The sequence below is a fragment of the Streptomyces sp. TG1A-8 genome (genome assembly GCF_030499535.1).
Taxonomy (GTDB): domain Bacteria; phylum Actinomycetota; class Actinomycetes; order Streptomycetales; family Streptomycetaceae; genus Streptomyces.
In genome coordinates, this window is the sequence record NZ_JASTLB010000001.1 from 790,449 (window position 1) to 804,611 (window position 14,163).

Here is a 14,163-nt window from a genome sequence, read left to right on the forward strand (position 1 = left end):
CGCGCCCCGCTGAGTGCCTCCGCCGCCAACGGTCTGAAGATCGTCGTCGTGGGCGGCTTCGGCGTCGGCAAGACCACCCTGGTCCGCTCGGTCAGTGAGATCCGCCCTCTCAGCACCGAGGAGACGATGACCCGGGCCGGCGAGACGGTGGACGACACCGGCCGGGTGCGCGGCAAGGCCACCACCACCGTGGCCTTCGACTTCGGCCGGATCACACTGGACGCGCGCAATGTGCTCTACCTGTTCGGCGCACCCGGCCAGGAGCGGTTCTGGTTCCTGTGGGACCGGCTGTTCTCCGGCACGCTCGGCGCCGTCGTGCTCCTCGACACCCGGCGGATCGACGACTCCTGGTACGCCATCGACCGGCTGGAGCAGCACGGCACGCCGTTCATCGTGGCCTGCAACGACTTCGGCGGCCCGGTGCGCGCCTCGGAGAAGGTCCGCACGGCCCTGGACCTGGATCCGCAGGTGCCGCTGGTCGACTGCGACGCCCGCTCCCGCCGGTCCGCCAAGGAGGTCCTGATCACATTGGTGCAGCACGTGAAGAACCGGTACGCCGGCCCGGCGGTACCGGCCGGCCCGCCCCGACAGGAGTTGGTGTGATGTCCGACGCCGTCCCGCTCGGCGGGTCCCGGTTCCGGACCGGACCCGACCGCCTGTACCGGGAGATGCGGCGCGACCACGGTGCCGTGGTGCCGGTACTGCTCGACGGGGACCTCCCGGCCTGGCTGGTCCTGGGTTACCGGGAACTGCACCAGGTGACCGGCGACCCGGTGCTGTTCAGCCGCGACTCCGAGCTGTGGAACCAGTGGGAGAACGTTCCGGAGGGCTGGCCGCTGCTGCCGATGATCGGCCGCCGGCAGCCGTCGATCCTCTACACCGTCGGCGAGCGGCACCGGCAGCGCGCGGCGATGGTCAGCGACGCGCTGGAGGCGGTGGACCCCGTCGAACTGCGGGGCCACGCCGAGCGGTTCGCGGACGAGCTGATCGACGCGGTGTGCTCCGAGGGCGAGGCCGACCTGATCGCGCAGTACGCGATGCTGCTGCCGGTACGGGTGCTGGCCCGCCTCTACGGCTTCCCGGACGAGGACGGCCCGGGTCTGGTCACCGCCCTGAACGACATGATCGACGGCCGGGAGCGCGCCCTTGCCGGACAGGCCCACCTGGGCCTGTCCATGGGGCAGTTGCTCGCCGCCCGGAAGAAGGAGCCGGCCGACGACGTGGCCTCGCGGATGCTCGCCGACGGCAGCGGGTTCACCGACGAGGAGATCGCGCAGGACCTGATGGTGATGATGGCGGCCGGGCACCAGCCGACCGCCGACTGGATCGGCAACTCGCTGCGGCTGATGCTCACCGACGACCGGTTCGCCGCCTCCCTGTTCGGCGGCCGCAACAGCGTCGCCGAGGCGATGAACGAGGTGCTGTGGGAGGACACGCCCACCCAGAACGTGGCGGGCCGCTGGGCCGCCCGCGACACCCGCCTCGGCGGCCGTCGCATCCGGGCCGGTGATCTGCTGCTGCTCGGCCTGCAGGGCGCCAACTCCGACCCCCAGGTGCGCACCGACGCCTCCGCGCTGACCGGCGGCAACAACGCGCACTTCTCCTTCGGCCACGGCGAGCACCGCTGTCCCTTCCCCGCACAGGAGATCGCCGAGGTGATCGCGCGCACCGGCATCGAGGTCGTCCTGGACCGGCTGCCGGACATCGACCTGGCGGTGCCCGCCGGATCCCTCACGCGTCGGCCCTCGCCCTGGCTGCACGGCCTGACCGAGCTGCCCGTGCGGTTCACCCCGTCCCCTGCTCCGGGAGGCGCGCCACGATGACCGGTACCGAGACCGCCAGGATCGTCCTCGACCCCTTCGTCACCGACCTGGACGGTGAGAGCGCGGCGCTGCACGCGGCCGGCCCGCTGGCCGCCGTGGAGCTGCCGGGCGGCGTCCCGGTGTGGGCGGTCACCCACCACGCCGAGGCCAAGTCGCTGCTCACGGATCCGCGGCTGGTGAAGGACATCAACGTGTGGGGCGCCTGGCGGCGCGGTGAGATCCCGCCGGACTGGCCGCTGATCGGCCTCGCCAACCCGGGCCGCTCCATGCTCACCGTGGACGGCGCCGACCACCGCCGGCTGCGCGCCCTGGTCGCGCAGGCGCTCACCCCGCGCCGGGTGGAGCTGATGCGCGGACGGATCGAGGGGCTGACCCGGGACCTGCTGGACGCGCTGCCCGCCGGCGAGGACGTCGTGGACCTGAAGGCGGCGTTCGCCCACCCGCTGCCCATGTACGTCGTCGCCGACCTCATGGGCATCGAGGAGGCGCGGCTGCCCCGGCTGAAGGTGCTGTTCGAGAAGTTCTTCTCGACGCAGACCCCGCCGCAGGAGGTCCTCGCGACCCTGACCGAGCTGGCCGGGATCATGGCCGCGACCGTGGCGGCCAAGCGGGCCGAGCCGGGCGAGGACCTGACCAGCGCGCTGATCCTGGCCTCCGAGGACGGGGACCGGCTCACGGACGAGGAGATCGTCTCCACGCTCCAGCTCATGGTCGCGGCCGGTCACGAGACGACGATCTCACTGATCGTCAACGCCGTCGTCAACCTCTCCACCCACCCCGGACAGCGGGCCCTGGTACTGAGCGGGGAGGCGGACTGGTCGGCGGTCGTGGAGGAGACCCTGCGCCGCTCCACCCCGACCACGCACGTCCTGATCCGCTTCGCGACCGAGGACGTGCCGGTCGGCGACCGGGTGATCCCGGCCGGGGACGCGCTGATCGTGTCGTACGGGGCGATCGGCCGCGACGGGAGGGTGCACGGGCCGAGCGCCGGTGGGTTCGACATCACGCGCGGGACGCGCCACCGGCACATCTCCTTCGGGCACGGGCCGCACGTCTGCCCCGGTGCCGCGCTCTCCCGTCTGGAGGCGGGCGTCGCCCTGCCCGCCCTGTACGCCCGCTTCCCGCGCCTGGAGCTCGCGGTGCCGGCCGGGGAACTGCGCAACAGGCCGGTGGTCACCCAGAACGACCTGTTCGAACTGCCGGTGCGGCTGAACCCCTAGCGCCCGCCGGCCGGCCTTGACTTGGAGCGCGCTCCAGGCCGTAGCGTCGCAGTCACCCACGCGGACGAAGGCGCCGTCGCGGCCGCCCGGGATGCCGGGCGGCGCGATCCGCCCCTCAATGGAGGAAGGCCCTCGTACCGCGGGGAACGACGTTCGAGTGTGCAGGAAAGGCTGGGACACCACATGCGTCAGCGCAATCTACGGGATCTACAGGTATCGGCCATCGGCCTGGGCTGCATGGGCATGTCCGCCTTCTACGGCTCCGCCGACCGCGACGAGGGCGTCGCGACCATCCGGCGCGCCCTGGAGCTGGGCGTCACCTTCCTCGACACCGCGCAGGTCTACGGCCCGCTCACCAACGAGTCGCTGGTGGGCGAGGCGATCCGCGGGCACCGCGACGAGTACGTGATCGCCACGAAGTTCAACCACCGGATGGACGACGCGGTGCCGGGCGACATGAGCACCGTGGGCCGGCAGGACGGCTCGGCCGAGCACGTGCGCAGTTCGGTCCACGGCTCGCTGCAGCGCCTGGGCACCGACCGCATCGACCTGTACTACCAGCACCGGGTCGACCCCGAGGTGCCCATCGAGGAGACCGTCGGCGCCCTGGCGGAACTGGTGGCCGAGGGCAAGGTGCGGCACATCGGGCTGAGCGAGGCGAGCGCGGAGACCATCCGGCGCGCGCACGCCGTCCACCCGGTCACCGCCGTGCAGAGCGAGTACTCGCTGTGGACGCGGGACGTGGAGGCCGAGGTGCTGCCCGTCTGCCGGGAGCTGGGCATCGGCTTCGTCCCGTACTCGCCGCTGGGCCGGGGCTTCCTCGCCGGGCGCTTCTCCTCCCCCGAGGAGCTGGACGAGAACGACTTCCGCCGCGGCAACCCGCGCTTCACCGACGCCAACCTCCAGGCGAACCTGCGGCTGGCGGCGAAGGTGCGGGAGATCGCCGCCGAGAAGGACGTGACCCCGGCCCAGCTGGCGATCGCCTGGGTACTGGCCCGGGGCGAGGACCTGGTCCCGATCCCGGGCACCAAGCGCCGGACCTACCTGGAGCAGAACGCGGGCGCGGTCGGCATCGAACTGACCGGGGACGACCTCGCCCGCATCGACGCCGAACTGCCGCAGGCGGCGGGCGAACGCTACGACGAGGCGGGCATGCGCACGGTGAACCGCTAGGCAACCGTCCCCGGCCCGGACCCGCCGTGCCGGCCGCACCGGCCCGGCGGGCGCGACGGCGGGTGCGGCCGGGGGCGGGTGTCCGGTTCCGGGCGGGGCGGGCCGGTGCCGGCCGCCCGGCCCGCCCGCACCTCTCACCCGGCGGGCGCCGGTCGCCGGCCCGGCAGGTGGTACACGTGGAACGCCTGGCCGATCACCGGCTGGGCCACGTTGCGCACCCGCACGCCCCCGCTCGTCATCCCGTGCTCGGTGCCCGCGTGGGCGTGGCCGTGCACCGCCAGGTCCGCTCCCCCGGTGTCGATCGCCTCCGCGAGCAGGTAACTGCCGAGGAACGGGTAGATCTCCGGTGGCTCCCCCGCCAGCGTGTCCGGCACGGGCGAGAAGTGCGTCAGGGCGATCCGGACGTCGCAGCCCCGTTCGTCCAGCTCCTTCAGCGCGCCGAGCAGCCCGTCCGCGCACTGCCGGCTGTAGCGCACGAACTCCTTCATGACCGGCTCGCCGAACTCCCCGGCGCAGCGCCCGACGAACCCGCCGCCGAAGCCCTTCGTCCCGGCCACGCCGATCCGCGCGCCGTCGGCGGTGACGACGGCCGCCTGTCCCTCCAGGACCTGCGCGCCGGCGTCCCGGAGGATCGCGCAGACCTCCTCGGGCCGGTCGTCGTGGTGGTCGTGGTTGCCGAGCACGGCGACGACCGGCACCGCGAGGTCCTTGATCTCCCGGGCGACCACCCGGGCCTCCTCGGGGGTGCCGTGCCGGGTGAGGTCACCGGCGAGCAGCAGCACGTCGGCGCACTCGGGCAGCGTCTCGAACGACGGACGGAGGGTGCCCTGGCTCTCCGCCGCCATGTGGATGTCCCCCACGGCCGCGATCCGGATCATGACAGGTCCTCCCCGTGGTCGGGCGAGGCGGTCCCGGCGACGAGGAGGTCGCAGTGGACCGGGTGCCCCGCCAGTTCCTCGCGGGCCGTGCGCAGGATCTCGTCCCGGCACTGGGTGGACGGCACGGTGCCGGTCAGCAGCACGGAGTCGCCGTGCACGGACACCCGTACGCCGAGTTCGCCGAGGGTTCCCGAGGCGAGGTGCTCGGCGAGATGGGCGACGCGGTACTCCAGGTTGAGGCCCGCCGCGTCCGCCGGCGGACGGCTCACGTCGTGGTCGGTCATGAGAACCCTTCCCGGGGGTCGATCACGTTCATGCGTTCGAGCAGGAAGAGGAAGGCGGCGGGCATCGGCTCGTCGCCGCAGGCGTCCCGCACCTCGTCCCAGTCGACCTTCTCGCGCACGGCGCGCGCCACCGGCAGCACCGAGCCGAAGTCGCAGTAGTGCTCCGAGAAGGCGCTGATCAGACTGCGGATCAGGTCGGTCGGGGACAGCACGGGCATGATGACGGAGTCGACCGGGAGGCGCTGCGCCCGGTCGAGCATGTCCTTGGTGACCGGCCGGTGGGCCAGCGCGAAGATGATGTCGACGTCCTGCCCGTGGCAGGTCGTCTTCAGCAACCAGTCCTCCGGCGGCTGCCGCACTTCGAGACCGGCCTCCCGCAGGCTGGCGGCCACCGCTTCGGCGTCCCCGGGCAGCACGCAGAAGTCCGCGTCGTGCTGGAGGTGCCGGCTTCCGCCGTGGGCGTAGACGGCCACGCTGCCGGCCAGCGCGAAGGGGTGCCCCCTCTTCTTCAGGAGGGCGCCGATCTGCTTGGCCGCCTCCAGGATCGCCTGGCTGCGGTCGTGCGGCAGGTTCTCCGCCTCCGGTGCGGGCGACACCGTCCGCCCGTCCGGCGCGAGGCGGAGTCCGGTGACCTCCGGTCGCCGCGCGGATGCGGTTTCCTCCCCGTTCTGCGTCATGGCCTCTCCATTCACGGCACCCAGCGCCCCGGGCGGTCCCGGGGGACGTCCGGGTACCCGGCGTGCCCGCACCGACACCGCCCGACCGGGTGCGCACGTGACGGCGCGCCGGGTCCGCGGACACGCCGCGTGGGCACCGGTCCCGGGGCCGGCGGCGGGTCCGCGGCGGTCAGGGCTTGCGGGCCACCGCGCCGTACATGGCGATGTCCTCGTCGCGGATGCCCTGGTCGCCGGTGCCGTCGGGGCGCCACTTGTGCACCTGGACGATGCCCGGCTCGACCAGTTCCAGGCCCTCGAAGAACTCGCGGGCCTCGTCGGGGGTGCGCAGCCGCATCGGCATGTTGCGCGCCGCGTACTCGCGGGCGACCCGGCCCACCTCCTCGGGCGCGAACTCGGCGGTGCCGATGGACATCGCCAGGTGGCTGCCGGAGGGCAGCGGCTCCAGCAGCCGCCGTACGACACCGACCGCGTCGTCCGCGTCGAGCATGAAGTGGACGATGGCGATGACGGTGAGCGCGACGGGCTCGCCCAGGTCGAGGGTGTCGCGCAGTTCGGGGGCGCCCAGGATGGCCGCCGGGTCGCGGAAGTCGGCCTCGACGTACGACGTCCGGCCCTCGGGCGAGCTGGCCAGCAGACCCTGGGAGAGGGTGAGGACGATCGGGTCGTTGTCGACGTAGACGACCCGGGACTCGGGCGCCACCGCCTGGGCGATCTCGTGGAGGTTGGGCGAGGTGGGGATGCCGGTGCCGATGTCCAGGAACTGGCGTATGCCGGCCTCCTGAGCGAGCCAGCGCACGGCGCGGTTCATCCAGTCGCGGTTGGCGCGCATGTGGACCGGGAGGGCGGGCCACTCCCGGACCATGGCGTCGCCCGCCTCCTGGTCGGCGGGGTAGTAGTCCTTCCCGCCGAGGATGTAGTCGTAGATGCGGGCGGAATGGGCGTTCTCGGTGTCGATGCGGTCGGCCGGCCATCCGTTGTCGGGCAACGCCGTGTCTCCCTTTCGGGTCGGGGGGTGGGGCGTGCGCCAATGTACGTGCGTCGAGGGCCGATCGGGAGTGCGCCGGTGGTGCCGGGGCGGTCAGAGCAGGAAGTCGGCGTCGCCCTCCTTGACCCCGGTCAGGAAGTCCGCCATCTCGCGGGGCGTGAACACCAGCGCCGGCCCGTCGGGGTCGATGGACTGGCGCACGGCGACCCGGCCGTCGGCGAGCTTCTTCACCTCCACGCAGGCCCCGCCGGCGTCGTCGCTCCACGGCTTGGTCCAGCCGCGGGCGCCCAGGTGCCGGGCCGGCATGCCGTTGCGTGGGGGAGGGTGCACCTCACAGCTCCTTCCGGATCGCGCCGAGCAGCGCCTCGGTCTTCTTGGCGGATGCCGCCTGGGCGCCCAGGCGGTCCATGGCCTCCCGGTACCTCACGACGTCGTCGGCCTTGTCCAGGTAGACGGCGCCGACCAGGCTGTTCAGGTAGACGATGTCCGGCAGCTCGCGGGCCCGGAACCGGAAGAGGTGGAAGGCGCCCGCCCGCATCGCGGGGTGCGGGCCGTTGGCGAACGGCATGAGCTGCACGGTCACGTGCGGCAGCCGGTTCAGCTCGACGAGGCGGTCGATCTGCGCGCGCATCACGCCGGGTCCCCCGACCGGCCAGCGCAGGACGGTCTCGTCCATGACGACCCACAGGCGCGGCGGGCCCTGGCGGACCAGCAGCTCCTGGCGGCGCATGCGCAGGGCGACCCGGCGCTCCGCCGCCTCGGCCGGGGCGCCGGTGCCCAGCAGGGCGCGCGCGTAGTCCTCCGTCTGCAGCAGGCCGTGCACGAACTGGTTCTCGTAGGCGCGGATCTGCAGCGCCGCCTGCTCCAGGCTGAGGTAGGCGTCGAACCAGTCCGGCACGACGTCGCGGTAGGCGTGCCACCAGCCGCGCTTGTTGGCCTCGCGCACCGAGTGCAGGAAGGTGTCGATCTCCCCCCGGTCGGTGACGCCGTAGACCTGGAGCAGTTTCTCGGCGTCCGTGAGGCGGAGCCGGGCGACCTTGGCGGCCTCCATGCGGCGGATGGTGGAGTGGCTGACGCCGATGGCCGCGCCCGCCTGTTCGAAGGTCAGGCCGGCCCGGGTGCGCAGTGCCTCCAGTCGCCGGCCGAGGATCATGCGCAGGACGGACGGGGCTCCGCCCCAGTCACTCTCCGCGGTCAAGCCCCACTCCCCTCACGCCGGTCCCGGAACCACCGTCTCACGTGGCCGGAGCCGTGCACCCCTGCGATCGCGCCTCGCCCGCAGCAGCATGCACGGGACCGCCTGAAATTTTCAACTTGCCGGTTGCGGGCCGTTGTTGGCTGATGCCACAGTGGACCCACTGCTCCGGCCGACCGACGGAGCGGGCGGCGCGGCCCGGTCGGGAGAGGGTGGGCCGCACCACGGCCCCGCACGGGGGCGGTGTGTCGTCTGCTGCGTGAGCGGCCGGCCCAGGCCCCACCGCCCCCCCCACGACGCGCGGCCGGACGAAAGGCGTACGGCGATGGCTCCGCCCCTCCTTCCCCCAACCGCCGCACCCCCGGCCGGACACCGACGACCGCCCGCTCCGGCCGGTGCCCCCGGCCGGCCTCCCCCGGCCCGTCTGGAGGCGGGCGTCCGCGTCGACTCCCCGGGTCCGACGGCCCCGACCGGCTCGCTTCCGGGGCCGCTCCCCCGGCCCGCCGCCCGCGGTGCGCGGGGCCGCCCCGCCGCCACCCGGCCGGACCGCACGCGCCGCCGTCGCGGAACCGCCGCCGGCGCCCCGCGCCCGGGAGGCGGCCGGCCCCACGCCGGACGCCGCCCTCCCCCGGACCATCCCCCACTCGTCCGAAGGACCCACAAGCCCATGACCCAGTACGCACCCGGTTCCGACCCGTCCGCCGACCCGTCCTGGACCCGCACCCGCCCGAAGCCGGGCACCGACCCCGACACCGGCCGCATCTGACCGGCTCCGGTCACCGGAGGGCGCGCCGGCCGGGCCGGCGGGGCTGCCGGACCCGCTGCCGGTCAGCCGCGGGTCCGGCCGCGGCGGTTCCGGCCGCCCCCTCGCCCGCTGCCGTGCGGGGCGCCGGACCGTTCACGCGCCGCGCGCCCCGCCGCACGCGTACCACCTCCGCGAGCGGTGCCGGCGCGCCGTTGTGGACGCCCGGAGCGGGGTGCGACGATGCCCCGGCAGTCGACAGGACGACAGGGGGAGCCGTCGTGGCCGAGGACGAGGACCGGGCACCGGCCGCCGTGGTGTTCGACGCGCTGGGACTCGACTACGAGAAGGCGTTCGCCTCCTGCGAGGCGCACCGGGCGTCGCTGCGGTGGCTGCTGGACGGACTGGCGCCGGGCAGCCGGGTGCTGGACGTGGGCAGCGGAACCGGCAGGCCGACCGCGTGGACCCTGAGCGGGGCGGGACACCGGGTGCTGGGCGTCGACGTCTCCCCGGTGATGGTCGCCCTCGCCTCCCGGCAGGTGCCGCAGGCCGTCTTCCGGCTCGCCGACATCCGCCGGCTCCCGCTCGCCGAGGGCTCCTTCGACGCGGTGTGCGTGTACTTCTCACTGCTGCAGATGTCCCGCGCCGAGCAGGCGTCCGTGGTGGCCTCCCTGGCCCGGGCGCTGCGGCCCGGCGGCCTCGCCGTGCTGGCCACCGTGCCCCTCGACGCGGACGCCGCCGAGGGGCGGTTCATGGGACAACCGGTGCGGGTGACGAGCTTCGCCGCCGCGGCCTTCACCGAACTGGTGGCCGGGGCGGGCCTGACGGTGCTGTCCGAGCACCACGCCCTGTTCACCCCGGCCCATCCCGACGCCGTGCCCGAGCCGCACCTCTTCCTGTACTGCCGGCGGGACGGGGACTGAGCCCGTCAGGGCGTCAGGGGCAGGTACCGGCAGGTGGCGGAGGCGGGCCTGCCGGAGAGGCGGTCGGTCAGCCAGCCGAGTTGAGTAAGTTACCGGTGGTGGCCCGTGGAGGGTCACGGTTGGGCAACGTGATCTCCCGTCAGCCGCGGTCGCCGGCCGGCATGCCCACGGCGGTGGTGTTCAGTCCGTGATCGTTCGGTCCGTGGCCGTGGCCCGCCCCAGGTAGGTGAGCGGACCGGCGTCCGCGACCGGGATCTCGTGGAAGCCCAGCCGGTCGTAGAAGGCCCGGGCGGCCGTGTTGGCGGTGACCGTGCCGAGGTGGACGGCCGGGACGCCCCGCCCGTGCAGGGCGTCCAGCAGCGTGCGCATCAACCGCCGGCCGTGTCCGCGCCGCTGCCAGGCCGGCAGCAGGTCGATGTGCAGGTGGGCGGGGTACGCGGCGAGTTCGGGCACGAGCATGCGCTCGGGGTGGTGCAGGAGGCCGGTCATCTCCTCGGTGGGCGTGCGCGGCGCCCCGGCGGGGGGCGTCGTTGGACTGGTTGCCGACGTAGTCGTGGACGTGGTGGGCGCCGTTGGGGACCCCGGGGGCGACGATGACGTTGTCGGAGTTGAACAGGCCGCCCGCGTTGACGCCGCAGTCGGAGGTGAAGGTGCCGCGCGAGGCACCGGCCCGGCGGGGCGGCTCCGGCACGTTGGGCCGTACGGCGGTGATGTCGGCGTAGTCGGAGGTGAAGGGGCCGGTGCCGCCCTGGCCGGCACCGTTGCCGCCCTGGCCGCCGGCCTGCCGGGCGGACCCGGCACCGCTCCCGCCGCCTCCGGCGGCCGGGGCGTGGACGTTCGCGGCGACGAGCCCGCTTCCGCCGAGCACCAGGGCCACCGCGGTGAGGGTCGCGCGCCGGGCGCCGGCCGGGCGTCTGCGCGTGGTGCGTACCAAGGTCTTCCCCCCTGCGGGTCGCGGCGGTGGACGCGGGGTCCCCGGCCCCGTACGGACGGCGGCGCCGCCGCGTCCGACCGGACCGGCGGTTCACGGCGAACCCGCGGGAGAACCCTGCCACACCGGACCGCGGCCGGGCGCGGCTCCCCGCCCCGCGGCCGGGCGGGCGGGAACGGCGGGACCGGCCCGACCGGTTGGACCGGTTGGACCAGCACCCGGTCCGTCCGCCGGACGACGCGGTGAACGCCGCGCACGCGTATCGGACATCGCGCTCCCCGACCTTCACACGGGGCACACGAGTTGGCTAGGTTGACGCCGGGCCGCCCGGCTCACCTCCCCCACCGACCCCGGGCACACCGGCCCGGCCGCCCCGTGGGGCGAGGAAGGAGCACGTCCTCCATGGCGCCGGAGAGCCGCGACGAGGTTCGGCAGCGGATCGACTCCCTGTACGAGCGGGCCGAGAACGCGACCGGGAACTTCAACGCGACCCGGGCCATGGCCGCGGCGGCCCGCAGGAGGGGCGTGCCGCCGGCCGAGCGGCCGGACCGGCGGCCGGACCCGGCTCCGGCTCCGGACGCGGTGGCGCAGCAGTGGTTCGACGTGGCGCGGACGCGATTCGGCCCGACCGTGCCCGCCGTCCTCCCCGCCGACCGGCTGCCCGGCCGCACCCCGCCGGCCCGCTCCCGGGACCGCGCGGCCGGCGGCCCGCCCGGCGGCGGCCGGGCGGACCTGGCGGCCCGATTGCCCGAACTCGCCCCCGGGTCCGCGGGACGGCCCGCCGGGCGTGCGCTGCCGGGGCCGGCCGGCGGCCCGCCGGCCCACCCGGCCGGGCGGCCCCGGCCCGCCCTGGAGCCCGGCCCCACGGCGCGACCCGGCGGACGGCCCGTTCCGCTCCCCGCCGGAACGCCGGAGCCGCCCGCTCCGGGCGCACCCGCGCCCACCGGACGGCGGGCGGCGGGGACGGCCGTCCTGCCCGCCGCCTTCCCGGCCCCCCTGCCGGACGCCCCTCCTGCCGCAGCTCCGGGCCCCCGCCACGCGGCACGTCCGGACGCCTTCCCGGTCCCGTACCCGGGGGCACCGCCCGCCGCGCACCCGGCCGCCCCGTGGGACGTCCTCCCCGCCGCGCGCCCGGCCGCCGAGCCGCCCACCGTGCCGCGCACCGCCCCGGAGGGGACCGCCCCGCAGGCGCCCGGAGCGCTGTCCGGCGCCCCCGCCGCCCCCCTGCGCCCCTCCCCCGCCGACCGCAGGGCGGGGACCCGGCGCAGGCTCGCCGCCGCCGCGGACCTGCTGTCCCGGCGCACCGGCCCCCCTTCCCGTCCCGCCCCCGCCGCTCCCCCCGCCGGTGCCGGCTCGCCCGGCCCCTCCACGGACCCGGGGGCGGCCCGCGCCGCGCGCATCGCGCAGGTCATCGGCTTCGCGCGGGCACAGATCGGCAAGCCGTGCGTGTGGGGTGCGACGGGACCGGACTCCTTCGACTGCTCCAGCCTGACCCGGAGCGCGTGGCGGGCGGCCGGGGTCACCCTGCCGCGTGCCGCACACCAGCAGGCGCTCGCCGGCACCCCGGTCGCGTTCACCGGCATCCAGCCCGGTGACCTGGTCCTCTTCTTCGACGACGACCGGCACGTGGGTCTCTACGCCGGGGATGGCATGATCATCCACGCGCCGGGCCCGGGGGCGTTCATCCGCGAGGAGTCGGTGTACGGCGCCGGGGAGGCAGCGGTCCACCGGGTGGTGCGACCCGCCTGACGGGGCGGGTGGTGCGGCCCCGCGCGACGGGCGGTCCCGCACGGCGCACGGACCGTCGGGAGCGGCCCACGAGCAGCCACCGGACCGCTCATAAGCTCAGCTTATGAGGTCATAGACCGGACCCGCGTACCAACTTAGGGCTGCCTCAGTTTAGGCTTCCTGATCGAGTCGTCGTTCACGCTCGCACCGTTCACGCTCGAAGGGAACCTGATCATGCCGCGCCCCCTGCGGGTAGCCATCGTCGGAGCCGGTCCCGCCGGGATCTACGCCGCCGACGCCCTGCTGAAGTCCGAGGTGGCCGCCGAGCCCGGTGTGTCCATCGACCTCTTCGAGCGGATGCCCGCACCGTTCGGCCTGATCCGGTACGGCGTCGCGCCCGACCACCCGCGCATCAAGGGCATCGTCACCGCCCTGCACCAGGTCCTCGACAAGCCGCAGGTCCGCCTGTTCGGCAACGTCGACTACCCGGGCGACATCAGCCTGGACGACCTGCGCGCCTTCTACGACGCGGTGATCTTCTCCACCGGCGCGATGGCCGACCGCGAGCTGTCCATACCCGGCATCGACCTGGACGGCTCGTACGGCGCCGCCGACTTCGTCTCCTGGTACGACGGCCACCCGGACGTCGCGCGCACCTGGCCGCTGCACGCGGAGAAGGTCGCGGTGCTGGGTGTCGGCAACGTCGCGCTAGACGTCGCCCGGATCCTGGCCAAGACGGCGGACGAGCTGCTGCCCACCGAGATCCCGCCGAACGTCTACGACGGCCTGAAGGCGAACAGGGCGGTGGAGGTCCACGTCTTCGGCCGCCGGGGCCCCGCGCAGGCCAAGTTCAGCCCGATGGAGCTGCGCGAGCTGGACCACTCGCCGAACATCGAGGTCATCGTCGACCCCGAGGACATCGACTACGACGCGGGTTCGATCGAGACCCGGCGCGGCAACAAGCAGGCCGACATGGTCGCCAAGACCCTGGAGAACTGGGCGATCCGGGACGTCGGCAACCGGCCGCACAAGCTGTTCCTGCACTTCTTCGAGTCCCCCTCGGAGATCCTCGGCGAGGACGGGAGGGTCGTCGGCCTGCGCACCGAGCGCACCGCCCTCGACGGCACCGGCAACGTCAAGGGCACCGGCGAGTTCAAGGACTGGGACGTCACCGCGGTCTACCGCGCGGTCGGCTACCTCTCCGAGAAGCTGCCGAAGCTGCCCTGGGACATCGGCTCGGGCACGGTCCCGGACGAGGGCGGCCGGGTGATCGAGGAGTCCGGCGCGCACCTGCAGTCGACGTACGTCACCGGCTGGATCCGGCGCGGTCCGGTCGGCCTGATCGGGCACACCAAGGGCGATGCCAACGAGACGGTGTCCAACCTGCTGGACGACTTCGCCAACGGCCGTCTGCACACCCCGGCCTCGCCCGAACCCGAGGCCGTGGACTCCTTCCTCGCCGAGCGCAACGTCCGCTGCACCACCTGGGAGGGCTGGTACCGGCTGGACGCCGCCGAGCGCGCCCTGGGCGAGCCGCAGGGCCGCGAGCGCGTGAAGATCGTCGAGCGGGAGGACATGCTGCGGGAGAGCGGGGCGTAAGGCCT

At 74.5% G+C, this 14,163-nt stretch carries 13 protein-coding genes and 2 pseudogenes; 7 read left to right on the top strand and 8 right to left on the bottom strand.

The features are described from left to right. Positions 1–9 precede the first annotated feature (9 nt). The 4 genes from QQY24_RS03170 to QQY24_RS03185 all read left to right on the top strand — a co-directional run bounded on the left by QQY24_RS03170 (position 10) and on the right by QQY24_RS03185 (position 4,216). Positions 10–603: an ATP/GTP-binding protein gene (locus QQY24_RS03170; protein WP_301976122.1), complete on the top strand. Its 594-nt coding sequence runs from the start codon at positions 10–12 to the stop codon at positions 601–603. After that, on the top strand, positions 603–1,823 hold the full coding sequence (locus QQY24_RS03175) for a cytochrome P450 (RefSeq protein ID WP_301971129.1): 1,221 nt from the start codon (positions 603–605) through the stop codon (positions 1,821–1,823). The genes QQY24_RS03170 and QQY24_RS03175 overlap by 1 nt, the downstream gene beginning before the upstream one ends. Further along, a complete protein-coding gene (locus QQY24_RS03180; protein WP_301971130.1) occupies positions 1,820–3,043 on the top strand; it encodes a cytochrome P450 in 1,224 nt (407 codons plus the stop codon). The genes QQY24_RS03175 and QQY24_RS03180 overlap by 4 nt, the downstream gene beginning before the upstream one ends. A 183-nt stretch (positions 3,044–3,226) precedes the next feature. After that, positions 3,227–4,216, top strand: a complete 990-nt coding sequence (locus tag QQY24_RS03185) for an aldo/keto reductase (RefSeq protein WP_301971131.1) — start codon at positions 3,227–3,229, stop codon at positions 4,214–4,216. A gap of 134 nt (positions 4,217–4,350) precedes the next feature. On the opposite strand, the gene QQY24_RS03190 is transcribed toward QQY24_RS03185, so the two are convergent. The 6 genes from QQY24_RS03190 to QQY24_RS03215 all read right to left on the bottom strand — a co-directional run bounded on the left by QQY24_RS03190 (position 4,351) and on the right by QQY24_RS03215 (position 8,238). Then, a complete protein-coding gene (locus QQY24_RS03190; RefSeq protein ID WP_301971132.1) occupies positions 4,351–5,094 on the bottom strand; it encodes a metallophosphoesterase in 744 nt (247 codons plus the stop codon). Next, positions 5,091–5,378: a BON domain-containing protein gene (locus tag QQY24_RS03195; RefSeq protein WP_301971133.1), complete on the bottom strand. Its 288-nt coding sequence runs from the start codon at positions 5,376–5,378 to the stop codon at positions 5,091–5,093. The genes QQY24_RS03190 and QQY24_RS03195 overlap by 4 nt, the downstream gene beginning before the upstream one ends. Continuing rightward, on the bottom strand, positions 5,375–6,055 hold the full coding sequence (locus QQY24_RS03200; protein WP_301971134.1) for a nucleotidyltransferase family protein: 681 nt from the start codon (positions 6,053–6,055) through the stop codon (positions 5,375–5,377). The genes QQY24_RS03195 and QQY24_RS03200 overlap by 4 nt, the downstream gene beginning before the upstream one ends. Before the next feature lie 169 nt (positions 6,056–6,224). Continuing rightward, the gene (locus QQY24_RS03205; protein WP_301971135.1) at positions 6,225–7,040 is read right to left on the bottom strand and encodes an SAM-dependent methyltransferase; all 816 of its coding nucleotides are present in this window, start codon (positions 7,038–7,040) and stop codon (positions 6,225–6,227) included. A gap of 93 nt (positions 7,041–7,133) precedes the next feature. Further along, the gene (locus tag QQY24_RS03210; protein WP_301976123.1) at positions 7,134–7,346 is read right to left on the bottom strand and encodes a DUF397 domain-containing protein; all 213 of its coding nucleotides are present in this window, start codon (positions 7,344–7,346) and stop codon (positions 7,134–7,136) included. A 25-nt stretch (positions 7,347–7,371) separates the two neighbouring features. Next, positions 7,372–8,238 (bottom strand): helix-turn-helix transcriptional regulator, encoded by an 867-nt coding sequence (locus tag QQY24_RS03215; RefSeq protein ID WP_301971136.1) that lies wholly within the window; start codon positions 8,236–8,238, stop codon positions 7,372–7,374. 1,020 nt (positions 8,239–9,258) lie between these two features. Between QQY24_RS03215 and QQY24_RS03220 the strand changes: the two genes are divergently transcribed. Next, complete coding sequence (locus tag QQY24_RS03220) at positions 9,259–9,900, top strand: class I SAM-dependent methyltransferase (protein ID WP_301971137.1); 642 nt, start codon at positions 9,259–9,261, stop codon at positions 9,898–9,900. A gap of 180 nt (positions 9,901–10,080) precedes the next feature. Here QQY24_RS03220 and QQY24_RS03225 read toward each other — a convergent pair. Further along, positions 10,081–10,422, bottom strand: a pseudogene (locus QQY24_RS03225) (GNAT family N-acetyltransferase); the annotation flags it as partial. A gap of 7 nt (positions 10,423–10,429) precedes the next feature. Next, a pseudogene (locus tag QQY24_RS03230) lies at positions 10,430–10,672 on the bottom strand (hypothetical protein); the annotation flags it as partial. A 561-nt stretch (positions 10,673–11,233) separates the two neighbouring features. On the opposite strand from QQY24_RS03230, the gene QQY24_RS03235 reads away from it, so the two are divergent. Beyond that, the gene (locus QQY24_RS03235; protein ID WP_301971138.1) at positions 11,234–12,580 is read left to right on the top strand and encodes an NlpC/P60 family protein; all 1,347 of its coding nucleotides are present in this window, start codon (positions 11,234–11,236) and stop codon (positions 12,578–12,580) included. 213 nt (positions 12,581–12,793) lie between these two features. After that, positions 12,794–14,158: an FAD-dependent oxidoreductase gene (locus tag QQY24_RS03240; protein WP_301971139.1), complete on the top strand. Its 1,365-nt coding sequence runs from the start codon at positions 12,794–12,796 to the stop codon at positions 14,156–14,158. Positions 14,159–14,163: the final 5 nt, after the last annotated feature.